The 25,259-nt window shown below is 67.7% G+C and carries 23 protein-coding genes; 14 read left to right on the forward strand and 9 right to left on the reverse strand.

Annotation, left to right across the window (positions count from 1 at the left end):
• Positions 1–79 precede the first annotated feature (79 nt).
• Complete coding sequence (locus tag ACP59X_RS02825) at positions 80–3,127, reverse strand: PAS domain S-box protein (protein WP_428564771.1); 3,048 nt, start codon at positions 3,125–3,127, stop codon at positions 80–82.
• A 356-nt stretch (positions 3,128–3,483) separates the two neighbouring features.
• Here ACP59X_RS02825 and ACP59X_RS02830 point away from each other — a divergent pair, with 356 nt between their 5' ends.
• The gene (locus ACP59X_RS02830; protein WP_428564774.1) at positions 3,484–4,044 is read left to right on the forward strand and encodes a hypothetical protein; all 561 of its coding nucleotides are present in this window, start codon (positions 3,484–3,486) and stop codon (positions 4,042–4,044) included.
• A gap of 1 nt (position 4,045) precedes the next feature.
• On the forward strand, positions 4,046–5,209 hold the full coding sequence (locus tag ACP59X_RS02835) for a saccharopine dehydrogenase family protein (protein WP_428564777.1): 1,164 nt from the start codon (positions 4,046–4,048) through the stop codon (positions 5,207–5,209).
• 314 nt (positions 5,210–5,523) lie between these two features.
• On the opposite strand, the gene ACP59X_RS02840 is transcribed toward ACP59X_RS02835, so the two are convergent.
• The 3 genes from ACP59X_RS02840 to ACP59X_RS02850 form a co-directional block, all read right to left on the reverse strand.
• On the reverse strand, positions 5,524–6,954 hold the full coding sequence (locus ACP59X_RS02840) for an anion permease (RefSeq protein WP_428564780.1): 1,431 nt from the start codon (positions 6,952–6,954) through the stop codon (positions 5,524–5,526).
• A 290-nt stretch (positions 6,955–7,244) separates the two neighbouring features.
• Positions 7,245–8,687, reverse strand: coding sequence for a sigma-54-dependent transcriptional regulator (locus ACP59X_RS02845; RefSeq protein ID WP_428564783.1), 1,443 nt, complete (start codon positions 8,685–8,687; stop codon positions 7,245–7,247).
• Positions 8,684–10,429 carry a transporter substrate-binding domain-containing protein gene (locus ACP59X_RS02850; RefSeq protein WP_428569794.1) on the reverse strand — a complete coding sequence of 582 codons (1,746 nt, stop codon included), beginning with the start codon at positions 10,427–10,429 and terminating at the stop codon, positions 8,684–8,686. Before ACP59X_RS02850 ends, ACP59X_RS02845 begins: the two co-directional genes overlap by 4 nt.
• A 325-nt stretch (positions 10,430–10,754) precedes the next feature.
• Between ACP59X_RS02850 and ACP59X_RS02855 the strand changes: the two genes are divergently transcribed.
• Positions 10,755–11,786 (forward strand): aldo/keto reductase, encoded by a 1,032-nt coding sequence (locus tag ACP59X_RS02855; protein WP_428564786.1) that lies wholly within the window; start codon positions 10,755–10,757, stop codon positions 11,784–11,786.
• A 145-nt stretch (positions 11,787–11,931) separates the two neighbouring features.
• Here the strand turns inward: ACP59X_RS02855 and ACP59X_RS02860 are convergent, their stop codons facing one another.
• The 5 genes from ACP59X_RS02860 to mnmL all read right to left on the reverse strand — a co-directional run bounded on the left by ACP59X_RS02860 (position 11,932) and on the right by mnmL (position 14,923).
• Entirely contained in the window at positions 11,932–12,585 is a 654-nt protein-coding gene (locus tag ACP59X_RS02860) for a riboflavin synthase (RefSeq protein ID WP_428564789.1), read from the reverse strand.
• Positions 12,586–12,601: 16 nt separating this feature from the next.
• Entirely contained in the window at positions 12,602–13,081 is a 480-nt protein-coding gene (locus ACP59X_RS02865) for a methylated-DNA--[protein]-cysteine S-methyltransferase (RefSeq protein ID WP_428564792.1), read from the reverse strand.
• Between the two features lie 266 nt (positions 13,082–13,347).
• On the reverse strand, positions 13,348–13,593 hold the full coding sequence (gene brnA / locus ACP59X_RS02870; RefSeq protein WP_428564795.1) for a type II toxin-antitoxin system BrnA family antitoxin: 246 nt from the start codon (positions 13,591–13,593) through the stop codon (positions 13,348–13,350).
• Complete coding sequence (locus ACP59X_RS02875) at positions 13,583–13,843, reverse strand: BrnT family toxin (protein WP_428564798.1); 261 nt, start codon at positions 13,841–13,843, stop codon at positions 13,583–13,585. The genes brnA and ACP59X_RS02875 overlap by 11 nt, the downstream gene beginning before the upstream one ends.
• Positions 13,844–13,996: 153 nt before the next feature.
• Entirely contained in the window at positions 13,997–14,923 is a 927-nt protein-coding gene (mnmL, locus tag ACP59X_RS02880) for a tRNA modification radical SAM protein MnmL/YtqA (protein ID WP_428564801.1), read from the reverse strand.
• Positions 14,924–15,009: 86 nt separating this feature from the next.
• Between mnmL and ACP59X_RS02885 the strand changes: the two genes are divergently transcribed.
• The 11 genes from ACP59X_RS02885 (at position 15,010) to ACP59X_RS02935 (ending at position 25,249) form a co-directional block, all read left to right on the forward strand.
• Positions 15,010–16,050, forward strand: a complete 1,041-nt coding sequence (locus tag ACP59X_RS02885) for a rod shape-determining protein (RefSeq protein ID WP_428564804.1) — start codon at positions 15,010–15,012, stop codon at positions 16,048–16,050.
• Between the two features lie 154 nt (positions 16,051–16,204).
• Positions 16,205–17,158 carry a rod shape-determining protein MreC gene (gene mreC, locus ACP59X_RS02890; protein WP_428564806.1) on the forward strand — a complete coding sequence of 318 codons (954 nt, stop codon included), beginning with the start codon at positions 16,205–16,207 and terminating at the stop codon, positions 17,156–17,158.
• Entirely contained in the window at positions 17,155–17,625 is a 471-nt protein-coding gene (locus ACP59X_RS02895; protein ID WP_428564809.1) for a hypothetical protein, read from the forward strand. The genes mreC and ACP59X_RS02895 overlap by 4 nt, the downstream gene beginning before the upstream one ends.
• Positions 17,615–19,465, forward strand: a complete 1,851-nt coding sequence (mrdA, locus tag ACP59X_RS02900) for a penicillin-binding protein 2 (protein ID WP_428564812.1) — start codon at positions 17,615–17,617, stop codon at positions 19,463–19,465. The genes ACP59X_RS02895 and mrdA overlap by 11 nt, the downstream gene beginning before the upstream one ends.
• A 21-nt stretch (positions 19,466–19,486) precedes the next feature.
• The gene (gene rodA / locus ACP59X_RS02905; protein WP_428564815.1) at positions 19,487–20,599 is read left to right on the forward strand and encodes a rod shape-determining protein RodA; all 1,113 of its coding nucleotides are present in this window, start codon (positions 19,487–19,489) and stop codon (positions 20,597–20,599) included.
• 58 nt (positions 20,600–20,657) lie between these two features.
• Positions 20,658–21,047 carry a bactofilin family protein gene (locus ACP59X_RS02910; RefSeq protein ID WP_428564818.1) on the forward strand — a complete coding sequence of 130 codons (390 nt, stop codon included), beginning with the start codon at positions 20,658–20,660 and terminating at the stop codon, positions 21,045–21,047.
• A gap of 142 nt (positions 21,048–21,189) precedes the next feature.
• Positions 21,190–21,609, forward strand: a complete 420-nt coding sequence (locus tag ACP59X_RS02915; protein WP_428564821.1) for a F0F1 ATP synthase subunit B family protein — start codon at positions 21,190–21,192, stop codon at positions 21,607–21,609.
• A gap of 47 nt (positions 21,610–21,656) precedes the next feature.
• Complete coding sequence (locus tag ACP59X_RS02920) at positions 21,657–22,241, forward strand: F0F1 ATP synthase subunit B family protein (RefSeq protein WP_428564824.1); 585 nt, start codon at positions 21,657–21,659, stop codon at positions 22,239–22,241.
• The gene (atpH, locus tag ACP59X_RS02925; RefSeq protein WP_428564827.1) at positions 22,238–22,789 is read left to right on the forward strand and encodes an ATP synthase F1 subunit delta; all 552 of its coding nucleotides are present in this window, start codon (positions 22,238–22,240) and stop codon (positions 22,787–22,789) included. The genes ACP59X_RS02920 and atpH overlap by 4 nt, the downstream gene beginning before the upstream one ends.
• Before the next feature lie 4 nt (positions 22,790–22,793).
• Positions 22,794–24,302, forward strand: a complete 1,509-nt coding sequence (atpA, locus tag ACP59X_RS02930; protein ID WP_342465490.1) for a F0F1 ATP synthase subunit alpha — start codon at positions 22,794–22,796, stop codon at positions 24,300–24,302.
• 65 nt (positions 24,303–24,367) lie between these two features.
• Positions 24,368–25,249, forward strand: a complete 882-nt coding sequence (locus tag ACP59X_RS02935) for a F0F1 ATP synthase subunit gamma (protein WP_428564831.1) — start codon at positions 24,368–24,370, stop codon at positions 25,247–25,249.
• Positions 25,250–25,259 lie beyond the last annotated feature (10 nt).

Consider the following 25,259-nt stretch of genomic DNA (forward strand, 5'->3'; position numbering starts at 1 on the left):
TGGGCCGGGTCGCGCTCCGTGAGCCCGGGGTGCGCCACTTGCCCATCGGTGCGCCCCGGGCCCGGGCAGGCCCGCCGCTTCAGCTCGCCTGGGGGGCGTCGTCCGTGGCCGCTCTGTCCGCGAACCGCTCCAGGATGGCGAACAGTTCGTCGGCATTGACGGGCTTGGCGATATGGCCGTCCATGCCGGCGGCCAGGATCGTTTCCTTGTCCTCGGCCATGGCGTAGGCCGTCATGGCGATGACCGGCGTGGCGGCGGCTCCCGCCCCGGCCTCCCCGGCCCGCAGCCGGCGCGTGGCCTCCAGGCCGTCCATGACCGGCATCTGGACATCCATGAGGATCAGGTCGAAGGCCCCGGCCGTCAGGGCGCGCAGGGCCTCCGCGCCGTTGTCGGCCGTGGTGACGCGGTGGCCGACCCGTTCGAGCAACCGGTGCATGGCCAGGCGCGTGAGGGCGTCGTCTTCGACCAGCAGCAGGGCCAGGCCCGAGTACTGCCCGGGCTGCGGCGCGGGCTTGCCGGAGACGGGCCGCGCCGCTGCCTCGGGCAGGTCGAAGGGCAGGCTCAAGGCCACGGTGGTGCCGACACTCTCTTCGCTTTCCAGGCTGATGTCCCCGCCCAGCAGATCGGACAGGCGTTTGCAGATGGACAGGCCGAGGCCGGCGCCCGGGTGTTCGCGCCGGTGTCCCCGGGCGCTTTGGGTGAAGGGCTCGAACAGGCGCGGCAGGGCTTCTGCGGCAATGCCCGGGCCGGTGTCGGCCACGGTGAAAAGGACCCGGCAGCGTCCGCTACCGGGCGTGGCCAGGGCCGTCAGTTCGATGGCGACCTGCCCCTGCCTGGTGAATTTGAGCGCGTTGCCCACCAGATTCGTGAGGAGCTGTTGGAGCCGCGCGCCGTCGCCCACCACGATTTCGGGAATGCGCCGGTCGACGGCCAGGGTGCAAGCAAGGCCCGACTGATTGGCCAGGGGCAGGAGCAGCTCCCGGATCTCGCCCACGGTTTGGCGGATGTCGAAAGGCTCATGGGCAACGGCCAGCTTACCCGCCTCGATGCGCGAGAGGTCCAGGATGTCGGCGAGCAGGCGGGTCAGCCGCTGGCTGGCCTGGAGGGCCATGTGCACGTAGCCGGCCATTTCGTCGTTGAGACCGCCGAGTTTGAGCAACTGCAGCATGCCCATGATGCCGTTGAGGGGCGTACGGATCTCGTGGCTCATGTTGGCCAGGAATTCGCTTTTCGCCCGGCTGGCCGCCTCGGCCTGGTTTTTGGCCGACTCGAGCAGGGCATGTGTTTCCTGCTCCTCGGTCACGTCCCGGATGAGGAACATGAGCATCCGCTTCCCGGCGCTGTGCAGCAACCGTCCCGTCACGTCCCCCCAGCGGACCTCGCCGTTCTTGCTGCGGATGCGCAGCCGCAGGCGGGCCGTGTCGCGCCCCTGCGCCTCGGTGCGCGCCATGTCGCGCCGGGCCGCTTCCCGGTCATCCGGGTGGATCAGGCCCCACAAGGCGTCACCGGTCATGGCCCACAGCTCGGGGGGCGTGTAGCCGAAAAGCCGGCGGAAGGCCGGATTGACCCAGGTCAGCCGGGCCGAGGTTTCCTCCCACAGGGCGATGGCGTCCTGGGAATTCTCGAACAGGGCGCGGTAGCGTTCCTCGCTTTCCAGCAGGGCCTTTTCGGCCCGTTTGCGTTCGGTGATGTCCCGGACGACGGCGACAAGCAGTTCCTGGCCGAAAACGACGCAACCGCACACGCTCACTTCCACGGGAAAGGACGTCCCGTCCTTGCGCTTGTGCCGCGATTCGAAGGTCGTCTGCACCGGGAGGACCTTGGGAAACCGGTCGCGGATCTCGGCTTCGTTGAGCTGGGCCTCGTAGTCCCAGGTCCGCAGGCCAACGACCTCCTCGGCATCGTAGCCGAGCATGACCGCGAAACGCCGGTTCGCCTCCACGACACGGTAGTCTCCATCGATGATCACGATGCCGTCGGCGCTGGCATCCATGAGCGTGGCCCGCCACTGGGCCTCGCGGTCCCTGGCTTCCATGGCTCGGATCAGGGCTTCCCGATCGGAAGCGATGTCCTCGGCCATTTTGTCCATGGACCGGGCCAGGGTCCCCAGGGCGCCCCGGGCATCGGTCAAGCCCGACCGGGCCTGGAGGTCTCCCAGGCCGATGCGTCGGGCTGTCCGGGCCAGCCGCTCCAGCGGGGCGTGGATGCCGAAGCGCCCCACGACCCAGGCCAGGCACACCGAGGCGGCAAGCGACCCCGACAGCCAAACCAGGAGCCGGCGCGTGGCCGCGTCGGCCTGGGCGGTGACAGCCGTTTCGGGAATGCCCACGAAAATATGGAGATACGGCTCGTCGTCCCCCAGGCTGACGCAGCTGACGGCATAGATGCGGCGCAGGCCGTCGGAACCGGTCTCGGTAAAGAGCTCGGGGGCGTGGGCGGAATGGATCGTGGCCCAGACGTTGGGGGCGATGGGTTCGCCGATGCCCGGCTTGGCCAGGGGCGGATGGCGGTAAAGCCTGCGGCCGTTGCGGTCGGCCATGCCCACGAAGGAATCCGGCGGCAACATGACCTGGTCGAAGGACGCGCCGATGTCCCCGAGCCGCAAGGTGGCGATGAGCACCCCCCGGATGGCGCCCTGGTCGTCGCGCACGGGATAGGCGAAAGGCAGGACTTGGACGCCGCTGACCTTGCCCACGGCATACTCGCCCACGGCGAAGGCGCCGGTCCGCAGCGCCTCCCGGAACTCCCGGCGCTCGGCCAGGTTTTGCCGCGTGAAGGGCAGGGCCGAGGCCACGGCCTCGCCGTCCGGCCTGGCCAGGGCGAAATTGACGTAGTTGGGGTTGGCCAGGAGCATGTCGCGAAACAAGCGGTCGCTGGTGGCGGCGTCGAGGTCGCGCACGGCCTGCTGGGCGGCCACGGCGGCAAGGATGACGCGCAGGCGCAGGGTTTCGTTGACCTGGCCGTCGGCATAGGCCTGGGCCAGCCGCAAGGTGGTCAGGCGGGCCTGCTCGACCTCGTGCCCCCGGCGCTCGTACCCGGTGGCCAGGACCAGGCCGAGCACGGGCAGCACGCCGGCCAGGACGACCAGGAACACGTTCATGCCAATCGAACCGGAAAGCCTGCGCATCGCTGCACTCCTGGTGACTGTCGCGTCACATGGGGCGAACGTTGGGACAAGGCCCGCAAGACTTCCCCGGGCCGGCGGGAGGACTGCTCATTGTCTTTTGCGGGTGGGGCAACACTACATACCAAAAATCGCCGGTCTTTCAAAGTCGCTGCGACCGCCCGAATCCGGCGTGGTTGCCAAGCGGCGGCAAAGGCGGTCGCGGGCCGCATCGGGGCGGGTGACGCCGCTGTGGCGCAATTGACGCCCGGCAGGGTGAAATGCTAGATGCAACAAGAGTGGCCGCGGCAAGGCATGACAGGCACAGCGCACTGTCGCCCGGCCTGTCCGGCACGCATGCCTGAAACAAAGGCCCTCCCATGACCCCATCACAGCCTGATGCGAGCCAGCCAACGGTTGCCTGGAAAAAGCGCCTGGGGCTCGGCCTGCTCGTCTACAGTTTCATTCCCATCTGCACCGTTGAATTGCTCGCCTTCGCGCCCATCGGCGCCGCCGAGGCCGTCACCCTCGGGGCCATCTACGTCGCCTCCGGCGAAATCGCCTGCATCGCCGCCATCGCCCTGCTCGGCAAATCCTTCGTCGTCGGCATCAAGGAGAAGCTCAAGGCGTTTTTCCTGCGCCGGGAGCGGCCCGCCCGGCCACGGCACATCAGCCTGTGGCGCCACCGCCTGGGCATTACCCTTTTTGTCGGCAGCCTCGTGCCCTATTACGCCGCCCTCGGCTTTCTGCTCTTTGGCCGGCCGGGCAGCGGCGGCACGCGCACGCTCCTGTATTTGCTGCTGGCCGGGGAGGGGCTTTTTTTCGTGGGCCTGGCCGTGCTCGGGGAGGAATTCTGGGCGCGGCTGTGCAGGCTCTTCGAATGGCCGGGCAAGGACGGCACGGCAATGGACGGGGAGGCGGCCGGCTCCGGGAGGACGTGACATGGGCAAAAACGTGCTGTTGCTCGGCGCCGGCGGCATGGGCGCCCTGGCTGCCCGGACCGTGGCCGCCTTCGAGGAGGTGGGGCACCTGACCGTGGCCAGCCTGGAGCGCAACGACGCCGCCCGGGTGGCCGTTTCGTGCCAGGGCAAGGCCGAGGCGGTCGCCGTCGACGTCACGGACCACGAGGCCCTGGTGGGGCTCATGGGCCGGGCCGACTTGGTGCTCAACTGCGTGGGGCCGTTTTTCCGTTTCGGGCCGCCGGTCTTGCGGGCGGCCATCGAGGCCGGCACCGACTACCTCGACATCTGCGACGACCCGGCCCCCACCCGGGACATGCTGGACATGGACCGCCAGGCCCGGGAGGCCGGCGTCACGGCCGTGGTCGGCATGGGCGCAAGCCCGGGGCTGACCAACCTTCTGGCCGCTTGCGTCATGGACCGCCTGGAGGCCGCCGAGCGGCTGGTGGCCGGCTGGAACATCGAGGAAAGAACCGACGACAGCCTGGAGTTTTCCGCCGCCGTCATCCACTGGATGGCCCAGTGCTCCGGCACCATCCTGGAGTGCCGCGACGGCGCCCTCGTCGACGACCCACCCCTGGCCGACCTGGTCATCGACTACCCCGGCCGGGGAAAACGCACCCTCTACAGCGTGGGCCATCCCGAGCCCGTCTCCTTCCACTATTCCTGGCCGCAGGTGCGCGAGACCCACTGCGGCATGGTCATGCCCGCGGCCTGGATCGGCACCTTTCGCGGTTACCGCGACGCCATCGACGCCGGCCGGATGAGCCTGGAGGAAGCGGGCCGCGACCTGGTGGCCAGCGCCGCCGGGGCCGGCTGGGTCGAGGCCCTGCTCACGGCCCTGTCGCGGTTCGTGGACGGCCCCCGGCTGCCGCTTTTTTTCGCGCTGGGCGAGGGCAGGCGTGACGGGGTCACGAAGACGGTCGCCGCGTCCCTTGCCGCCACGCCGGCCGACATGGCGTCCATGACCGGTGTGCCCCTGGCCCTGGGCGCGGTCCTGCACCTGCGCGGCAAGGCCTCGGGGCCGGGTGTGCTGGCCCCGGAGCGGGCCTTCGACCCCGGGGAATTCTTTCCGCTGTTCGCGCCCTACTGCACCATGCCCGGGCCGTGTGCGGCCTCGCGCCTGGTGGCCCTGGCCGAGGCCTGACCGGGCGGGGCCGCGCCCGTTTGGCAAGGGGAGGCGTGGCCGCACCCGTTTGACCCGAGGGAAGCGGGGCCACGCCCATTTGGCCCATGGGAGGCGGGGCCGTCGTGTGCGCGCCTGTTTGCGGGCCGGCGCGGCTGGGGGCGACCCCGGCGCCGTCGTTGCCGCCGTGTTGTCGCCCCACCGCCGGATGGCGCCCCTTCCCAGGTCCGGCCGGGTGTCGCGCCCTCGAAACCCGTGCCTGGGAATTTCGAGATAATAGATTAGAATATTTTATTTTTTCTTATAACCATGGTCATGTTTTCCAAGGGTACCTCCTAGGCCCGGGACAGGATCCAGGGGAAGCCGACGAGCAGGAACACGCCCAGGTAGATGACGCCGAAGATCGCGCCGAGAATCCAGAATTCCTTGCTCTTGACGTAGCCCGAGCCGAAATAGATGGGCGAGGGGCCGGTGCCGTAGGGGCTGATGATGCCCATGATGCCGAGCGTGGCGCAAAGGACCATGGAGGCCGTGGCGATGTTGAGCCCGGGCACGGCCATGGCCGTGGCCAGCATGACCGGAAGCAGCGCCGCCACGTGGGCCGTGATGCTGGCGAACATGTAGTGGCTGACGAAAAAGAGAATGGTCAAGCCCAGGAGCGTGGCCGTGGGGGACAGCCCCTGCATGTGGGTCGAGGCGGCCTCGGCGAACCACTTGAGAAAGCCGGTCTTGCCCAGGCCGTCGGCCAGGGTGACCAGGGTGGCGAACCAGGCCAGCACGTTCCAGGCCTGCTTGTAGCCGATGACGTCCTCCCAGGTGACGACCCCGGCCAGGCACATGACGCAGATGGCGGCCAGGGCCACGGTGGTGGGGTCCACGAAATCCTTGAGGAAGATCCAGCCGAGCAGGGCGCACACGGCCAGGGCGGCCATGGTGACCTCGCGGCCGGTCAGGGGGCCGAGCTTGCGCAGTTCCTCGGCGGCCCAGATCGGGGCGTTTTCCGAGGTTTTCTGGGTCGGCGGATAGAGGATGTAGGTCAGAAGCGGCGTGGCCAAAAACAGGATGGCGCCCGCGGGCAGGACGGCCATGAACCATTGGCCCCAGGCCAGGTTCACATGGGCGGTCTTTTCCACCAGGGACTGGGCCAGGACGTTGGGGGCCAGGCCCGTGAGGAACATCGAGGAGGTCACGCAGGTGGTGGCCAGGGCCGTCCACATGAGGTAGGCGCCCAGGCCCCGGGGATTGTTGTCCGGCGTCGAGCCGTACAGCGGCGGAATGTTCTTGATGATGGGGAAGATGGTGCCGCCGCTTCGGGCCGTGTTGGATGGCATGAACGGGGCCAGGATCAGGTCGGCCAGGGCCACGGCGTAGCCCAGGCCCAGGGTCTTCTTGCCCATGCGCCGGATCAGCGTGAGCCCCAGCCGCTTGCCGAGGCCCGTCTTCTCGTAGCCCAGCGCAAACATGAAGGCGGCGAAAATCAGCCAGACCGTGCCGTTGGAAAAGCCCGACAGGCACCACTTGATGGCCTCGCCGGGCGAGGGCGCCTTGCCCGGGGTCATGGGCACCAGGCGCAGGACGGTGGCCGCCGTGACGCCGATAAGCCCGGCCAGGGCCGGCGGCACGGGTTCGAGCACCAGGGCCAACACCACCGCCGCGAACAGGGCAAAATAGGTCCAGGTGGCGGCGGAGAGGCCTTCGGGGGCGGGAAGCACCCAGATCAGCACACCGAGCAGGATCGGGGCCAGGGCTTTGATCGCGCGTTGCATGGGAGGCTCCTTGTGGCTGGGTCGTTGCGAATCCGTGCGGCATCCGGTGCCAGGACGCCGCCGGCCCGGCCCGGAGCGTTTCCGGAACCGGCCCGGGCCGGGCGCCTGGCGCAACCGCCTGTGTGCCGACAGGGAGCAGAATGTGTGCCGGAAAAGTGACGGCGCGAACTGTTCGATATTTTTCGAAAAAATGAATCGGCCGGGTTGTTGGCGGCCAGCCCCCATAACCCGGGTTATGGGGGCCGGCCGCAAAAGAGGCTGAAAAGTCTTTCATGCTGGGGTGTTGGCGCTTATAACCCCTGGTTATGGCCATTCCCCGGGTTATGGGGGTTGCCGGCGGCGGCGTGCTTGAGGCGTTTGCTCAGCGCCGGCTGGGAGATGCCGAGCAGCCGGGCGGCCAGGGTCTGGTTGCCGCCCGAGCGGGCCAGGGCCTCGTCCACCAAAAACCGGGCCGCCTCGGCGAAGGTGGGCAGCCGCTCGAAGGGGGCGAAGGGGTTGGGCGGCGGCGCGGCCGGGCAGGGCTTGGCCCGGCCCATGGCCGTAAGAAAGCTTTGCATGGACAGCATGCGCCCGGTGTGCAGGCTCACGGCGTCGAAGACCATGGCCCGCAACTCCCGGATGTTGCCGGGGAAGGGATAGGCGGCCAGGCAGGCGGCCAGCTGCGGCGGCGGCGTGGGCGTGGGCTTGCCCATGGCCGCGGCGGCCTCGGCCAGGAAATGGCGCGTAAGCGGCTCGATGTCCTCCTTGCGTTCCCGCAGGGCCGGGATGTGGACATGGTGGGTGCGCAGCCGGAAATAGAGGTCGCGCCGGAACCTGCCCGCGGCCTCGTCGGCGGCCAGGTCGCGGTGGGTGGCCACGATGACCCGGGCCCGCAGCCGCTTGGGCTGGTCGCTGCCCAGGGCGAAATATTCCCCCTCCTGGAGCAGGCGCAGCAGCTTCACCTGGGAGGCGATGGCCAGGTCGCCGATTTCGTCGAGGAACAGCGTGCCGCCGGCGGCCTCCTCGATCATGCCCCGGCGGGCGGCCTCGGCCCCTGTGTAGGCGCCCCGGACGTGGCCGAACAGCGTGTCGGCGAAGACCGCGTCGTCGAGCCCGGCCACGTTGACGGACACAAGCGGCCCGGGCCGGGCGCTGACGGCATGGGCGGCCCGCACCAGGTTCTCCTTGCCCACGCCCGATTCGCCGGTCACCAGCAGGGGCTGGGGGCTTTTGGCCACGGCCTCGACATAGGCGAACACCGACAGCATGGCCCGCGAGCGGGTGACCAGGCCGGCGAAGGCCTCGGGATGGGCCGGGCCGCCGGCCACCAGCCGGCTTTTGACGGCCCGGTTCTCGTCGCGCAGTTCCAGCATGCGGATGGCCCGGGCCACCCCGCTGACGATGCGGTCCTCCTCGTCGGTCTTGACGTAGTAGTCGAAGGCCCCGAGCTTCATGCAGCGCACGGCCGTGTCCAGCTGGTTGACGCCGCTGACGATGATGCAGGCCACGTCGGGGTGGCGCTCGCCGATGGCGGCCAGCAGCTCCTCGCCGGACAGGCCCGGCATGGTCAGGTCGAGGAGCACGAGGCTGATGCCGCCTTTTTCCAGAAGCGGCAGGACGTCGCGGCTTTCCTGGCACAGGAAGGTGTTGGTGATGCCGGCCGCGGATTCCAGGGTCAGGGACAGGGAACGCAGCCAGGCCGGCTCGTCGTCCACGAGCAGGATGCCGAAGGCCGGGGAGGGGGTGGCGGTCACGACGGCGGTTCCTCCTTGGGCACGGGCAGTTCCAGGCAGGCGATGGTCCCCCGGCCGGGGGCCGAATCGAACGTGAGGCCGCCGCCGTGTTCCTTGAGGATGCCGGCGGAAACGGACAGGCCCAGGCCCGTGCCGCCGGTTTCGCGCTTGGTGGTGAAAAACGGGTCGGTCAGGTGGGGCAGGTGCTGCGGGGCGATGCCCGTGCCCTCGTCGCGCACGCACAGGATGACCTTGCCGGCGGCGTCGTCGTGGCGGGTGGTGACCTCGATGGCCCGGGCCTTGTCCGGCAGGGCCTGGCAGGCGTTTAGGATCAGGTTGATGATGACCTGCTCGATACGCTGGGAATTGCCCCAGACCAGGGGCAGGTCCTCCTCGTAGCGCGTGGAAAAGTGGCTGGTGTGCTTGCGGATGGTGGCCTCGACCAGGCGCACGGCCTTGCGCGAGGCGTCGCTTACGTCGATGAGCGCCTTGGCGGCGCCTTCCTCGCGCCGGGCGAAGTCCTTGAGGTCGTTGACGATGCGTTTGATGCGCGTGGCCCCGTCCTGCATCTCCTCGAGCATGCGGGGGATCTCCTCGCGCATGCGGGCGTAGGCGATGCCGCCCAGGGTGAACTCCCCTTCGCGGGCCTGGCAGGCGTCCAGCAGCCGGGTCACGTCGGCCTGGACCTTGCGCAGGATGGGGAGGTTTAGAAGGATCAGCCCGTTGGGGTTGTTGATCTCGTGGGCCACGCCGGAAACCAGGATGCCAAGGGCCGCCATCTTGTCGGCCTGGACCAGCTGGCGCTGGTTGCGGGACAGCTCGTCCAGGGCTTGGCTCAGGGAGCGGGTGCGCTGGGCCACCTGCTTGCGCAGAAAATGCGTCCAGAGCATGGAGCCGCCGAGCAGGGCCAGAAGCGGCGTGACGATCGCCCCCACGTACAGGCCGATGACCTCCCATTTGAGCTTGCCGTTTTCCAGCACGCCCAGCCACTTGTCGTGGATGGCCTGGTAGCGGCCGGTCTCGCGCAGGATGGCCAGGCCTTCGCTGAAGCGGGCGAGCAGGGCCTCGTTGCCCTTTTTGACGGCGTAGCCGTAGCGCACGGTGGCCACGGACCGTGCCACGGGCTGGATGTTGTCGAGCCTGTTTTCGCGCATGATGTAGCTGCCCGGCAGCATGGCCACCACGGCGTAGTCGCCCTGGCCCGAGGCCAGCAGCCGCAGCCCGTCGGCCGGGGTTTCGGAGAAGACGAGGTCCTTTTCGAAGCCCCGGCCGGCCAAGGTGTCGTGCATGTAGCCCGCGCGGTGCACGATGACCTTCTTGCCGGCCAGCTCGTCCAGGTTGGCCACGGGCAGGCTGTCGCGGCGGGCGAAGATGGCGTGGTTGACGATGGTGTGGGGCGCGAAATCGAGGATTTGCGCCCGTTCGTCGGAATAGGTCATGCCCTGGAGGATATCCAGTTCGCCGTCCATGAGGGCCTTGCGTTCGCCGGCCCAGGCGCCGAGGCGAAATTCCACCTGCATGCCCATGGCTTCGCAAATGGCCCGGGTCAGGTCGACGTTGAAGCCGGCCGGCTGGCCGTCCTTGTCCAGGAATTCGTAGGGCGGGTAGTCCCGGTCGCCGCCGACGCGCACCGGCCGCAGGATGCCGGGGATGTCCCGGCCGGTGTCCAGGGCCCAGGCCCCGGGGGCGAGCGCGGCCCAGGCAACGAGGCAGACAAGGAAAAGGCATGCCCCGGCCAGGGGGCGCGGGTCGCGGCCTGTCATGGCCAAGGACTAGCCGCCTTGTCACCGGGCCGTCAATCGCCGGGCGTTGCGGCCATCGTCGTCATCGGCGTGGGGTTTCCGTCGGCCCTGGCAGCCGACCGGCCCGGGTCCACGCCCTGGGCCTGGCCCGTGGCCTTGGCGCCCTGGCCGTGGAGGTGCGCGGCGCCGCCCGGTCGTGAAGCGCGAAAAGCCTCCGCCGGGCTGGCCTTGGCCGGTCGGCCGCGTTATGGTCCGGGCAATCCCCGTGGCCCCGGCCCGGCGGCCTGTTCGGCGGGCCGATGCGGCCGGGGCGACGAGCACGGGGAGCCATGAAAAGGAGTAGCGCATGGAAAACCGGCAATTCGGGCGATCGGGGCTGCATGTCCCGGTCCTGAGCTTCGGCACGGGCACCTTCGGCGGCAGCAACGCCTTCTTCAAGCGCTGGGGGGAGACCGACGCCGCCCAGGCCACCCGGCTGGTGGACATCTGCCTGGAGTCGGGCGTCAACTTCTTCGACACGGCCGACATCTATTCCGAAGGCGCGGCCGAAACGATCCTGGGCCAGGCCCTGGCCGGCCGGCGCGACAAGGCGCTCGTCGCCACCAAGGCCACCTTCCCCATGGGCGAGGGGCCAAACGACCGAGGCTCGTCGCGCCACCACCTGCTGCGGGCCTGCGAGGACAGCCTGCGGCGCCTGGGCACGGATTACATCGACGTCTATTTCATGCACGGCTTCGACGGCCGCACCCCGGTGGAGGAGACCCTGCGCACCCTCGACGACCTGATCCGGGCCGGCAAGATCCGCTACATCGGCTGTTCCAACTTCTCGGGCTGGCAGGTCATGAAGTCCCTGGCCGTGTCCGAGAAATACGGCCTGGGCCGCTACGTCGCCTACCAGGGCAACTATTCGCTCCTCGGCCGGGACTACGAGTGGGAGCTCATGCCGCTGGGCCTCGACCAGGGCGTGGGGCTCATGGTCTGGAGCCCGCTGGGCTGGGGGCGGCTGACCGGCAAGATCCGCCGGGGCCAGCCCATGGGCGAGGGCCGCATCAAGGCGGGCGGGGCCGAAAAGGGGCCGCCCGTGGACGACGCCTTCCTCTACGACGTGGTGGACGTGCTGGACGTCGTGGCCGGGGAGACGGGCGGCACTGTGGCCCAGGTCGCCCTGGCCTGGCTGCTGACCCGGCCCACGGTGTGCAATCTCGTGGTCGGCGCGCGCAACGAGGAGCAGTTGCGGCAAAACCTCGGCGCCGTGGAGCTGCGCCTGTCCCCGGAGCAGATCGGCCGCCTGGACGCCGTCAGCCGCCGCACCCCCGCCTATCCCTACTGGCACCAGATGGGCTCAGACGACATCAACCCCAAGCCCGTGGCCTGGTAGGCCGGGCCGACCGCCACGCCGCCGCCCGGGGCCGCCGGGCGGCGGCGGGTGTTGCGGGGAAATGTGATTCGCAGGCCGGCTCGTCGCCCCACTGTCCGGGGAGGGGCCTCGCGACGGCTATGGGCGCAGTGGTGAAAAGGCGCGGCTAGAAGCCGTGTTCGCGCAAAAAACTTTCCGTGATGCGCGCCTCGGCCCCGCCGCCGGCGGCCTTCCAGGGGCCGAGCATGCGCAGCACGTACTTGCCGAGCATGTCCGTCTCCATGTTGACCGAAACCCCGGGCTTCCAGGAGCCGATGGTGGTGGCGCCCAGGGTCGAGGGGATGATGTTGACCGTGAGAAACCCTTCGCCGCAGGCGTTGACCGTGAGGCTCACCCCGTCCAGGGCCACCGAGCCCTTGGGCACGACATAAATGGAAAATTCCTCGGGAAAGGTCAGCCGGTATTGGCTGGACTGGCCGACCGGCGTCACGGACTCGATTTTCGCCTGGCAGTCCACGTGGCCGGCGACCAGATGGCCGCCCAGGCGGTCGCCCAGGGCCAGGGCCCGCTCCAGGTTGACCAGGCTGCCTTTATTGAGCGCGCCAAGCCCGGTCTTGGACAGGGTCTCGGCCGAGGCGTAGGCGGTGAATTCCCGGTCCCCGGCCGTTTCCACGGTCAGGCAGGCGCCGTTAACGGCGATGGACTCGCCAAGAACAATATTGTCGAGGTCGAAAAGCGCCTTGAGGCGCAAACGGGTTTCCCCGCCGCGCGCGCGCACTTCCTCGATGCGCCCCAGTCCCATCACCAGTCCGGTAAACATCGCGTGGCCGATCCTTTCAGGTCTTGCGGTGCAGGGCGCCTTCGCGCTCCAGCAGGTAGCGTTTCATGTCGAGCCCCGGGCCGAATCCCGTCAGCGCCCCGCTGGCCCCGACCACCCGGTGGCAGGGGAAAAGCATGGGGAAGGGGTTTTGGGCCATGACCCGGCCCACGGCCCGGGCCGCTTTGGGCCGGCCGGCCTTGGCCGCCAGCCAGCCGTAGCTGACCATCTGCCCCCGGGGCACCCGGGAAAGCTCCCCCAGCACCTGCCGGGCAAAGTCCGACAGGCCCTCCAGGCGCCACGGCAGGGCGGGCCAGTCCGGCTCCTCGCCGGCCACGTAGCGCTCCAGGGCGGCCTGCACGGCCTCGCCGGCCTCGGTGACCAGGTGCCGTGTCTTGCCCTTGGACCAGGCCAGGGACATGCTGGCGACTTCGCTGCCTTGCCAGCGGATGGTCAGGGCCAGCGGCCCGGCCAGGCAGGTTTCGGTTCGCGTGGTCATGGCGTGCCTCCGTGGGCCTGGGAAGGGGCCCGGTGGAACGGACGGGGAAAGCGGATGCCGCCGTCCGCCCCGGCCGGGAAGGGGCCATGGGCGGACGAGGGGGAACCTACGCCGTTTCGGCCCGGCTTGCCAGGGGCGTTTGCCCGGCTGGCAGCCGGCCGCAAGGGCGCAGGGAATGTCCCTCGAGGAAGCGAATGTCGCTAGAAATGTTAAATATTTTGAAGCTGTTCGTCGAAAAGGCCGTGGAGTGCCCCGAGGGTGCGACCCTAGAGCGGGGGAAGGGTGGTTTCGCCCTGGTCCTTGAGGGAGGCGGCGATATAAACCTTGAGGAGGGATTGCCGGGTAAGGCCCAGCCGCCTGGCCCGCCGGTCGAGTTCCTGGACCATCCACAGGGGAAAATCGACGTTGACGCGCCGGACTTGCTGGTTGCGGCGCACGGCGCCGTCGAGGTCCAGATGGGCCAGCACGTCTTCGCCGCTGTCGAAGGCGGCGTCGAATTCCTTAGCTTTCATACAAGAGCACCTCGTTTTTCCGGGAGCGCCTGGCCGAAATGAGGCGCACCGTGTCGCCACGAAAGGTGATCACCACGGACCAATGTTTTCCGGCCAGCCGGCCGATGACCAGGAACCGGGGCTCGTCCTCGGTGCGCGCTGGGATTTGCAACAGATCCGGATCGTCCCAAACCGCTTGCACGGCGAGGAAGTCGATGCCGTGCTTTTCCTGGTTGATGCGGCTCTTCTCCGGATCGAAATCAAAATCCATGTTAAAAGATATAAAAAAAGAACCCGAAGTCAATGGATGCGGTCCGAGCTTGCGTCCCGGGCCGGCGTATGGAACGGATCGGGTGCCCAGGCGGTCTTCAGGGAGGCAGCCTGCCCGGTCCGGCGTCGCGCTGCCCGCGCTACGTCCGCCCCGTCAGGGGCGAAAGCGGCAGCCCTGCCGGATGTCCAGGGCGTCGAGGCGGGCGGCAATATCGGCCAGCAGGCCGCGCTTGTCCGCCGCCCAGGCCGGGGCCACGAGTTCGCCCGGAACCGGGTCGGCGTTTATGCGCTCCACCACGATGTCCGGCCGCAGCCGGGCGATGGCCTCGGCCACGGCCGCGACGTAGGCCTCGCGGGCCAGGGGCGCGTAGCCGCCGGACGCGTACAGGGCCGCCAGGCCCGAGCCGGCCACCACCAGGGTGTTGTGGAACTTGACGCCGGTTATGGGTAGGGCGTTTATGAAGGCCACGCTGGCCAGCAGGCCCGAGGCCTCCTCGCCCGGCAGCCCGGCCATGAGGTGGGCGGTGACGCCGATGCCGGCCGCGGCGGCCAGGTGGGCCGCGCGGGCGAAACAGGCCGCGTCGTGGCCGCGGTTGCAGCGGGCAAGCGTCGCGTCGCTGGCCGATTGCAGGCCCAGTTCCAGCTGCCTGTGGGCCACGGGCGCGGCCGCGAAAAGGGCGATTTTTTCCGCGTCCAGGCAATCCGACCGGGTGCCCAGGCGGATGCCGGCCACCTCCGGCAGGGCGGCCAGTTCGGCCACGAGCGCGGCCAGGCGCGCCGCCGGGCCGTAGGTGTTGGAAAACGATTGCAGGTAGGCGACCAGCGCTTCGCCGCGCCGCCGGGCCGGCGGGGTCAGACGGTCCCATTGCGCCCGGAGGCCGAAGCCCGTATGGTATAGGCCCGTACCCGATCCCACCGTGTTACAGAAAAGACAGCCGCCCCGCGACAGGGTGCCGTCGCGGTTGGGGCAGGAGCTGCCCGCGTCCAGGGGGATTTTTTTCGCCCGGCGGCCGAACAGGGCGCGGAAGGCGGTGGCCAGGGTCAGATAGCGCGGGTCCATGGCGTTGTGGCGGGGTGGCAAATCAATCGTTGACAACGCGGGACGAATCGGCAAACACAGCCCGGTTGCGAGTTCACGAGAGCCGAATTTGCGGCAAGCGAGGCGATATGTCCAGGATTTTGGATAGGATTTTGGGCCTTTTCTCCAACGATCTGGCCATCGACCTGGGGACGGCCAACACCTTGGTGTTCGTCAAGGGCAAGGGCATCGTCTTGTCCGAACCATCGGTCGTGGCCGTTAAAAAGGACCCCCGGGGCGGCAACAAGGTGCTGTCCGTGGGCCTTGAGGCCAAACGGATGCTCGGGCGCACCCCGGGCAACATCGTGGCGATTCGGCCCATGAAGGACGGTGTGATTGCCGACTTCGAGGTGACCGAGGCCATGCTGCGCCACTTCATCTCCAAGGTGCACAATTCGCGGCGCCTGGTGCGGCCGCGCATCATCATCTGCGTGCCCACGGGCATCACCCAGGTGGAGAAGCGCGCCGTCAAGGAATCGGCCCAGAGCGCCGGCGCCCGCGAGGTCTACCTCATCGAGGAGCCTATGGCCGCCGCCATCGGCGCCAATTTGCCCATCACCGAGCCGACCTCCAACATGGTGGTCGACATCGGCGGCGGCACCACCGAAGTGGCCGTCATTTCCCTGTCCGGCGTGGTCTATTCGAAATCCGTGCGCGTGGGCGGCGACAAGATGGACGAAGCCATCATGCAGTACGTCAAGCGCAAGTACAACATGCTCATCGGCGAATCCACGGCCGAACAGATCAAGATCCAGGTCGGCTCGGCCCACCACTCGACCAGCCACGGCGAGATGGAGGTCAAGGGCCGCGACCTCGTCACCGGCATTCCCCAAAACATCACCATCAGCGCCGAGGAAGTGCAGAAGTCCATCTCGGAGCAGGTGGAAAGCATCGTGCAGGCCGTGCGCATCGCCCTCGAGCAGACCCCCCCGGAACTGGCCGCGGACATCGTGGACCGGGGCATCGTGCTGACCGGCGGCGGCGCGCTTTTGCGCGGGCTCGACCAGCTCCTTCGCGAGGAAACCTCGCTGCCCATCACCGTCGTCGAGGACCCCCTTTCGACGGTTGTCCTGGGGTCCGGCCGGGCCCTGGACAACCTGGACGTGCTGAAGGAGGTCACGATAGATTAAACCGTCCCCCCAGCGGATCGCGATCGGCCTGCTCATCGTCCTTTTCCTTTATCTGGGCCTTTTCACCTGGAACATCCGGACGGGCTACGTCGACACGCTGGCCAGCCACACCGGATTGGAGTTCGCCAGGTGGGCACTGGCCCCGGGGAGATGGGTGCGCGAACAGGTTTCGACGTTTTGGAACCGCTATCTGTATTTCGTGGGCATCCGGGAGCAAAACGATGTGTTGCGCCGGGAGCTAGACACCGCGAAAGACGAGCTGACGAAGCTTCGGGAAAACGCCGCGGAAGTGGAGCGCCTGCGCAAGCTGTTGTCCATCGCCCCGCCCGAGGAATGGAAGCGCCAGGGCACCCGGGTCATCACCCACCGCCTCGGCCCCAATGCCGCCCTGGAGACCTTCGTCATCGACAAGGGCGGCGCCTCGGGGGTGACCACCAACACGCCGGTCGTCTCGCCCGAGGGCGTGGTCGGCCGGGTGCTGCGCTATTCGCCAAGCGCTGCCACGGTCCTGCTCATCACCGACCCCAACAGCCGCATCCCGGTGGTCTCCCAGAAAAACCGCGCCCAGGGCATCCTCAAGGGCGAGGGCCCGGACCGCGAACTGTCCCTGCAATACGTGCCCCAGGGCGTGTCCGTGGAGGAAGGGGAGATCCTGGTCACCTCCGGCGTGGAGGAGATTTTCCCCAAGGGCTTGCCCGTGGCCCGGGTGACGTCCGTCGGGCGTTCGGGCTCGTCCCTGTTCCAGGTCATCCGGGCCATGCCGCTGTTTGGCCCCCTGCGCCTGGAAGAGGTGGCCCTGCTTTTCAAGGGCGAACCCGTGCCCGTGACCCCGCCGGCCGACGCCACGGCCCCCGATCCGGTCAGCGCCCCGGGCAAGCCCGGCAAGTTTCCCAAGACCCCGGCCGCCATGGAACCGCCCCAGCGCCCGGCCGCCCCGGTGGCGGCCCAGCCCGCCGGGGCTAGGCGCGAGGCCGGGCCGTCCGCCCAGCCCGCCCCGTCCGGCCAGAAACGCGAGGCCGTGTCCGCCGGCCAAAAGCGCGAGGGCGCCACGGAGCCCGGCGCCGAACGCAAGAAAAGCCGGAAGCAGGCCCGGACCGAGGGACAATGAAACCGGCCCGCATTGTCTTCTGGACGGTGTTCACCTTGTGCAGCCTGTGGCTGGAGAGCCTGTTTCCCGGGGTGGACTTTCTGGCGCCCGGCCTTATCCTGGCCATGCAGGAAGAGAAGTGGACGGTGCCGGTCTGGCTGGGGCTTATTTGGCTGTTTTTGCAGGAAGGCACCGGCAGCCTGGCCTTCGGCTCGGGGCTTCTGTGGTACGGCACCCTGGCCGGGCTCTATTTCTTCGGCCACTGGCTGTTCGAGGCCCGCAACTTCCTGTTCGTGTTCATTTTGGGCGCAAGCCTCGGCGCCATGCATTTCCTGCTCATCGCCGTGATGCTCCTGCTCCAGGACCGCAGCGTGCCCCTGGAGCGGCTGCTCACCGAGAGCGCCTGGCAAGCCTTGATTTTCCCCGTCGAATGGGGTCTGATCTACCTTTTCCACCATCACCTGCCGGACAGCGCCCATGCGGCTTGACAGCGAAACCCCCCAGCAACACGCCCCCCGTTCGGGCCTGATCCTGCTCCAGGCCCTGGTGCTCGGGCTTTTTTGCCTGTTCACCCTGCGCCTGTGGTACCTGCAGGTCCACAAGGGCACGAAGTTCGCGGACATGGCCCGGGACAACCAGTTGCGCCAGGTGCGCATCAATTCCGCCCGGGGCCGCATCGTGGACAAAAACGGCCTGCCCCTGGCCGTGTCCGAGCCCTCCTTCGCCCTGGGCCTGGTGCGCGAGGACTGCGCCGACGTGGACGCCACCCTGGCCAAGGTTTCCGAGTGGACGGGCGTGGACAAGGCCCAGCTGCTCGAGACCTTCCGGCGCGGCAAGAAGCGGGTCAAGCCCTTCGAGCCGCTCACCCTCATCACCGACCTGCCCTACGAGTCCCTAGCCCGCATCGAGGCCAACGCCATGCTCTATCCGGGCCTGGAGATCGTCATCCGGCAGAAGCGCTCCTACCCGACCGGCGCACTCATGTCCCACGTGCTCGGCTACGTGGCCGAGGCCAACGAGGAGGAGCTGGAGAAAAAGCCCGAACTCTCGCTCGGCGATTCCGTGGGCAAGCAGGGCCTGGAGTACGCCCTGGAGGACGAGCTGCGCGGGGCCAAGGGCCGCAAGCAGGTCGAGGTCGACGCCTTCGGCCGCCAGCACAACGAACAGATCCTGGAGCCGCCCCGGGCCGGCGGCGACGTGCGCCTGGCCATCGACGTCAACCTCCAGCGGGAGTGCTCCCGCCTCATGGAAGGCCAGGCCGGGGCCATCGTGGTCATGGAGCCCACCACGGGCAAGATCCTGGCCATGGTCAGCGAGCCCAGCTACGACAACAACATGTTCGTGCTGGGCGTGCCGGCCGACAAGTGGAAGGAGCTGCGCGACAACCCCCGCCACCCCATCCAGAACCGGGTGACCCAGGGCGTCTACCCGCCGGGCTCGGTCTTCAAGCTGCTCATGGCCGCGGCCGGCCTGAGCCAGGGATTTGTCCGCCCCGGCGACATCGTGTCCTGCCCGGGCGTCTACAAGGTGGGCAACCGCGATTTCCACGACTGGAAAAAGGGCGGCCACGGCGCGTTGGACCTGCGCGGCGCCCTGGTCCATTCCTGCGACATCTATTTTTACAAATTGGGCGATCGCATGGGCATCGACCGCTTGTCCGAGTACGCCACGGCCAGCGGCTTCGGCGTTCGCACCGGCATCGACCTGCCCCACGAGAAGGCCGGGCTGATTCCGTCCAAGGAGTGGAAGCGCAAGCGCTTCGGCGCGGCCTGGTCCAAGGGCGAGACCGTCATCGCCTCCATCGGCCAGGGCTACGTCCTGACCTCGCCCCTGCAGGTGGCCCGCTACGTCTCGGCCCTGGTTGGCGGCGGCAAGCTCATGAAGCCGGAACTGGTGGAAACCGAGCCGCCCAAGGTCGACGCCGTGCTGCCGCTTAAGGACGGCGACCGCCAGCTCATCCTCGACGCCATGGTCGCCACGGTGGAGCAGGGCACGGCCAAGTCGCTGCTGCGCTCCGATGCCGTGCTCGGCGGCAAGACCGGCACGGCCCAGGTGGTCAAGCTCATCAACCCCGACGTGCGGCGCAAGGCCCACGCCATGCCCTACGAGCAGCGCGACCACGCCTGGCTGGCCAGCTGGGGCAAGAAGGACGGCAAGTCCTACGTGGTGGTCTGCCTGGTGGAGCACGGCGGCCACGGCGGCGAGATCGCCGGGCCCATCGTGCGCAAGGTCTACGAATACCTGTTCGGCCCGGCGCCGGGCAAGGCCGTCCATGCCGGGGCCCCGGCCCGGGAACCGGCCGCCGAGCCGGCCGATGTCGGCGACTAGCCGCAGCCTTCAGGGAAGCCCATGCCCTTCGACAGACGCCTGATCCTGTGCATCAACTGGCCGCTTCTGGGCCTGACCGCGCTGCTCTTCGGCGTGGGTGTCCTCAACCTCTATTCGGCCAGCGGCTTTCGCATGGGCGACGAACTGTCGCTGCAGCCCTTTTACAACAAGCAGCTCATCTGGGGCCTCGGCGGGCTGTGCTGCCTGGTCGGCATGGTGCTGTTCGACTACAAGCACCTCGCCACCATCGCCTGGCCGCTGACCATCGGCGTGGCCGTGCTTTTGGTCATGGTGCTCCTTTTCGGCAAGACCGTTTCCGGGGCCAAGCGCTGGCTGCCCATCGCCGGCTATTCCTTCCAGCCCAGCGAGCTGGCCAAGATCGCCATGCTGCTGCTGGCGGCCAAGATCCTGTCCAAGCGCTCGGAACGCCTGGGCTGGCTGGAGCTGGCCGGCATATTGGCCGTCTCCCTGCCCGTGGCCGGGCTCATCATCGTCGAGCCCGACCTCGGCACGGGGCTCAACGTCCTGCTCCTCGTGTGCGGCCTGATCCTCTACCGGGGCCTGACCGGGCCGGTCTTCAAGACCCTGGCCATCGCCGGCCCCATCCTCGTCCCCTGCGGCTGGTTCTTCCTCAAGCCCTACCAGAAGGGGCGCATCCTGACGCTGTTCGACCCCGAGCGCGATCCGCTGGGTGCCGGCTACCACATCATCCAGTCCCAGATCGCCATCGGCTCGGGACAGATGTGGGGCAAGGGCTTTCTGGAAGGCACCCAAAGCCAGTTGCGCTACCTGCCGGAAAAGCACACCGACTTCGCCGTGGCCGTTTTCGCCGAGGAGTGGGGCTTTGTGGGCGGCATCATCCTGCTGACGCTTTTCTGCCTGTTTTTGCTCCAGTTCTTCGTCACGGCCCGCAACGCCAAGGACCGCTTCGGCAGCTACCTGGCGGCCGGGGTATTCTTCTATTTCTTCTGGCAAATCCTCATCAACATGGGTATGGTGCTCGGCATCATGCCGGTCGTTGGCATCCCCCTGCCGTTTATCAGTTACGGCGGGAGCGCCACCATCGTGAACTTCACCCTCGTGGGCATCGTGGTCAACGTTTCCATGCGGCGCTTCCTGTTCAAGAAGAGCTAGCCGCGGGGGCCATGCGGCACGCGGGGCGGTTCGCCGCGCCGGCTGCCGGAGGGCCGACGTGGGCAAACACGACATCAACGCCTTTTTGGGGGCCGGCACGTCCTTTACCGGGCGGCTGGCCTTTGACGGCGTGGTGCGCATCGACGGGGATTTCGACGGGGAAATCGTGTCCGCGGGCACGCTGCTGGTGGGCCAGAAGGCGCGCATCGCCGGCCGGATCGCCGTGGGGCGGCTGACCTGCGGCGGCAGCGTCACGGCCGAGGTGACGGCCGCGGCCAAGGTGACGGTCACGGCCACGGGGCGGCTGACCGGTTCGGTGCGCACGCCGGTGCTGGTGGTGGAGGAAGGCGGCGGCCTGGACGGCGACGTGGTCATGGCCGCGGCCGAGGCCGTGACCGTGACACCGGTGGCCCTGGCCCCGGGAGAGGAGGGCAACGCCGCGAAATAGCCCGCCAAGCCAGTCCGGGCGCGGGTTTGTCGCCCTGGTCGCCTCGCGGAAATTGTCAAAAAGGGCTGGACAGGCCGGCCCAAATTCGCTACAGCCGCTTGCTGACTTTGCAAAAATTTTCACAACCTCCCGGAGGGTGCCGATGATTGACTTAAACGCCACGTTTTTCGTCCAAGCCGTCAATTTTCTGCTCATCCTGATCCTGCTCAACGTCATCCTCATCGGGCCCATCCGTCGCATGCTCAAGAAACGGGCCGAGTTCATCGCCTCCCAGATGGAAGGCATCGAATCGTTCACCAACTCCGCCGACACCAAGCTCAAGGGCTACGAAGCGGCCCTTGACACGGCGCGCACGGCCGCCACGGCCGGCCGCCTGGCCATGAAGGCGGAGGGCCAAGTCAAGGAAAAGACCATCCTGGAGGCTGCCGGCGCCGAAGCGGCGGCCAAGGTCCAGGCCGCCCGGGCGGACATCGCCGCCCAGTCCGAGGCGGCGACCAAGGCGCTCACGGCCAAGGTGTCGGGTTTGGCGTCCAAGGCCGTGGCCAAGGTGCTGGCGGCTTAGGGGTTGCGGGGGTTTATGTGGATTTCTCAAGGAAAGGGAGGGTTCAATTGAAAAGGCTCCACCTCATCGCCGCCGTGGCGTTCGTCCTGTGCTTGGCCGCCGTGGCCTACGCTTCCGGGGATGCCGAGGGCGGCGCGGAAGCGGCGCACCATGGGCTTAACTGGAAGGACTTCCTGTTTCGGGTGGTCAACTTCGTGCTGGTCTTCGGCGTGATCGCCAAGCTGGCCGGGAAGAAGATCGTGGGTTTCTTCCGCGGTCGCAGCCAGACGATCGAAAACCAGCTGTCCGACCTTGACGTGCGCAAGGCCGACGCTGCCAAGCGCCTGGCCGACATCGAGGCCTCCATCAGCAACCTGGCCGAGGAGAAGGCGAAGATCGAGGAAGAGTATCGCCGTCAGGGCGAGGCCCTTCGCGACTCCATTGTCGCCGCCGCCGAGGCCAAGGCCGTGCAGATTCGCGAGCAGGCCGTGGCCGCCGCCGAGGCCGAGGCCAAGGTGGCCGTGCAGAAGCTGCGCGCCGAGTTGGCCGACTCCGTGGTGTCCGCGGCCACGACCATGCTGCAAAAGAAGCTGACCGCCAAGGACCAGGAAAAGCTTGTGGATGAATACTTAACAAAGGTGGTGTTCAATTGACCGGCAACATCGTCGCGCGCCGCTACGCCAAGGCGCTCTTCGCGCTGGCCAAGAAGGCCGGCAAGAAGGCCCCGGCGGAGTACGGCAAGGACCTCGAGGCGTTCGCCGAGGTTCTTGAGGCGTCCCCGGACCTGCTGAAGGTCTTCGCCAACCCCGTCATCGCCGCCGAGGACAAGAAGGCGGTGCTGGCCGGCGTGGTGGGCAAGCTTGGCCTGAAGCCCATGGTTGTCAACTTCCTGTCCCTTCTGGCCGACAAGGACCGGCTGTCCTTCGTGCTGGAAGTCTCCGCCTTCTACCGGGCCTTGCTCGACGAGGCCGAGGGCGTGCTGCGTGGCCAGCTCGTCACGGCCTACACCCTGACCGACCAGCGTCAGGACCAGATCAAGGCCAAGCTCGAAAAGCAATCCGGCAAGAAGCTGGTGCTTTCCTTCGGCGTCGATCCCGCCATCCTGGGCGGCGTGCTCCTCAAGGTCGGCGACAAGGTGTTGGACGCGAGCCTTCGCGCCCAACTTGAAATATTGAAAGAACAAATCAAGAGGGGTGAGTAGGGCCATGCAAATCAAAGCGGAAGAGATCAGCCAGATCATCGAACAGCAGATCCAGCACTACGAGTCTCGCGTAGAAATGAGCGAGACCGGGACCGTGCTGTCCGTCGGCGACCAGATCGCCCGCGTCTATGGCGTGCAGAACGCCATGGCCATGGAGCTCCTGGAATTCCCTGGCGGCGTCATGGGTCTGGTGCTCAACCTGGAAGAGGACAACGTCGGTGTGGCCCTTCTTGGTGAAGACACCCACATCAAAGAGGGCGACCCGGTCAAGCGCACCGGCAAGATCTTCTCGGTGCCCGTCGGCGAGGCCGTTGCCGGCCGCGTCATCGACCCCCTGGGCAACCCCATCGACGGCCTTGGCCCCATCGACGCCAAGGAGACCCGCGAGGTCGAGATCAAGGCCCCCGGCATCATCGCCCGCAAGTCCGTCCACCAGCCGATGTACACCGGGCTCAAGGCCATCGACGCCATGACCCCCATCGGCCGCGGCCAGCGCGAGCTGATCATCGGCGACCGCCAGACCGGCAAGACCGCCGTCTGCCTCGACGCCATCCTGGCCCAGAAGGGACAGGGCGTGTACTGCTTCTACGTCGCCATCGGCCAGAAGAAGTCCACCGTCGCCCTGGTCGCCGAGACCCTGCGTCGCTACGGCGCCATGGAATACACCACCATCATTTCGGCCACCGCCTCCGAACCGGCCTCGCTCCAGTTCATCGGCGCCTACTCCGGCTGCACCATGGCCGAGTACTACCGCGACAAGGGCAGTCACGCCCTGATCATCTACGACGATCTTTCCAAGCAGGCCGTGGCCTACCGCCAGATGTCCCTGCTGCTGCGCCGTCCCCCCGGACGTGAGGCTTACCCGGGCGACGTCTTCTACCTGCACTCGCGCCTGCTCGAGCGCGCCGCCAAGCTGTCCGACAAGCTGGGCGCCGGCTCCCTGACCGCCCTGCCCATCATCGAAACCCAGGCGGGCGACGTGTCGGCCTACATCCCGACCAACGTCATCTCCATCACCGACGGGCAGGTCTACCTCGAGCCGAACCTGTTCAACGCCGGTATCCGCCCGGCCATCAACGTCGGCCTGTCGGTTTCCCGCGTCGGCGGCGCCGCCCAGGTCAAGGCCATGAAGCAGGTCGCCGGCACGCTGCGCCTCGACCTCGCCCAGTACCGCGAACTGGCCGCCTTTGCCCAGTTCGGCTCCGACCTGGACAAGGCCACCCAGCTCAAGCTCAACCGCGGCGTGCGCATGGTCGAGCTGCTCAAGCAGCCCCAGTACAAGCCCATGGCCGTCGAAGAGCAGGTCATCTCCCTGTTCGCCGGTACCCGCGGCTTCATGGACGACGTGCCGGTCGAGGCCGTGCGCAAGTTCGAGGAAGGCCTCCAGGAGTACTTCCACAACGCCAAGAGCGACATCCTGGGCGAGATCCGGGACAAAAAGGCGCTCGACGAAGGCCTTATCGCCAAGCTCGGCGCGGCCATCGACGAGTTCAAGAAGGGCTTCAAGGCCTAAGCGGGCGTTCGCTAAAAACAGAAACGTGTTTTTGCCAACGCAACGACAGGCCTAAAGGGGGAGCCATGCCTGCGCTCAAAGACGTCAAAAACAAGATCACCGCGGTCAAAAAGACCAAGCAGATCACCAAGGCCATGAACATGGTGGCCTCGGCCAAGCTGCGCAGCGCCCAGGCGCGTATCGAGCGGTTTCGCCCCTATGCCGACAAGTTCTACGAAATGCTCGGTGAACTGGCCAAGGGGGCCGATCCCTCGGTCCATCCGCTGCTCGAGGCCCGGGAGGAAGTGAAGACCGTCCTTTTGGTCGTCATCACCTCGGACCGGGGCCTTTGCGGCGCGTTTAACAACAACATCGTCACGGCGGCCCTCAGACTGGCCCGGGCCAAGGCCGCCGAGGGCAAGACGGTCAAGATCCTGTGCGTGGGCCGCAAGGGCCGGGATTCCTTCCGCCGCACGGACTTTGAAATCGTCGCCGCCTACGTCAACGAAATGGGCTCCTTCGACTTCTCCCTGGCCACGCGCATAGGCAGCGAGGTCATCGGCGGGTACGTCGGCGGGACCTACGACGAAGTCATCATGGCCTTCGGCAAGTTCGTCAGCCTTGCCAAGCAGGATCCCACCCTGCTGCCGGTTCTGCCCCTGTCCCCGGCCGAGGCCGGCGAGGCGGCCGAGCCGAGCGGGCCCAAGGCCGAATACCTCTACGAACCGTCGGTGGAAGGCCTTTTGGCCGAACTGCTGCCGCGGTTTATCAATGTCCAGATCTACCGCGGGCTGCTGGACACCTCGGCCAGCGAGCACGCCGCCCGCATGCGGTCCATGGACAATGCCACCAGGAACTGCGACGACCTCGTCAGCTCGCTGACCCTGGTCTACAACAAGGCCCGGCAGGCGGCCATCACCAAGGAACTGATGGACATCGTCGGCGGTTCCGAAGCACTCAAGGGATAACCAAGGGGGC

The sequence above is a fragment of the Solidesulfovibrio sp. DCME genome (assembly GCF_049995385.1).
GTDB lineage: Bacteria > Desulfobacterota > Desulfovibrionia > Desulfovibrionales > Desulfovibrionaceae > Solidesulfovibrio.

What these genes read in the sequence shown, in the direction of transcription:
- ACP59X_RS02855 (WP_428564786.1), top strand. Translation starts at nt 10,755, where the DNA reads ATGGAAAACCGGCAATTCGGGCGATCGGGGCTGCATGTCCCGGTCCTG.
- ACP59X_RS02885 (WP_428564804.1), top strand. Translation starts at nt 15,010, where the DNA reads ATGTCCAGGATTTTGGATAGGATTTTGGGCCTTTTCTCCAACGATCTG.
- ACP59X_RS02865 (WP_428564792.1), bottom strand. Translation starts at nt 13,081, where the DNA reads ATGACCACGCGAACCGAAACCTGCCTGGCCGGGCCGCTGGCCCTGACC.
- rodA (WP_428564815.1), top strand. Translation starts at nt 19,487, where the DNA reads ATGCCCTTCGACAGACGCCTGATCCTGTGCATCAACTGGCCGCTTCTG.
- ACP59X_RS02850 (WP_428569794.1), bottom strand. Translation starts at nt 10,429, where the DNA reads ATGACAGGCCGCGACCCGCGCCCCCTGGCCGGGGCATGCCTTTTCCTT.
- brnA (WP_428564795.1), bottom strand. Translation starts at nt 13,593, where the DNA reads ATGAAAGCTAAGGAATTCGACGCCGCCTTCGACAGCGGCGAAGACGTG.
- ACP59X_RS02860 (WP_428564789.1), bottom strand. Translation starts at nt 12,585, where the DNA reads ATGTTTACCGGACTGGTGATGGGACTGGGGCGCATCGAGGAAGTGCGC.
- ACP59X_RS02825 (WP_428564771.1), bottom strand. Translation starts at nt 3,127, where the DNA reads ATGCGCAGGCTTTCCGGTTCGATTGGCATGAACGTGTTCCTGGTCGTC.
- mrdA (WP_428564812.1), top strand. Translation starts at nt 17,615, where the DNA reads ATGCGGCTTGACAGCGAAACCCCCCAGCAACACGCCCCCCGTTCGGGC.
- ACP59X_RS02830 (WP_428564774.1), top strand. Translation starts at nt 3,484, where the DNA reads ATGACCCCATCACAGCCTGATGCGAGCCAGCCAACGGTTGCCTGGAAA.
- ACP59X_RS02835 (WP_428564777.1), top strand. Translation starts at nt 4,046, where the DNA reads ATGGGCAAAAACGTGCTGTTGCTCGGCGCCGGCGGCATGGGCGCCCTG.
- atpA (WP_342465490.1), top strand. Translation starts at nt 22,794, where the DNA reads ATGCAAATCAAAGCGGAAGAGATCAGCCAGATCATCGAACAGCAGATC.
- ACP59X_RS02840 (WP_428564780.1), bottom strand. Translation starts at nt 6,954, where the DNA reads ATGCAACGCGCGATCAAAGCCCTGGCCCCGATCCTGCTCGGTGTGCTG.
- ACP59X_RS02915 (WP_428564821.1), top strand. Translation starts at nt 21,190, where the DNA reads ATGATTGACTTAAACGCCACGTTTTTCGTCCAAGCCGTCAATTTTCTG.
- ACP59X_RS02935 (WP_428564831.1), top strand. Translation starts at nt 24,368, where the DNA reads ATGCCTGCGCTCAAAGACGTCAAAAACAAGATCACCGCGGTCAAAAAG.
- ACP59X_RS02875 (WP_428564798.1), bottom strand. Translation starts at nt 13,843, where the DNA reads ATGGATTTTGATTTCGATCCGGAGAAGAGCCGCATCAACCAGGAAAAG.
- ACP59X_RS02895 (WP_428564809.1), top strand. Translation starts at nt 17,155, where the DNA reads ATGAAACCGGCCCGCATTGTCTTCTGGACGGTGTTCACCTTGTGCAGC.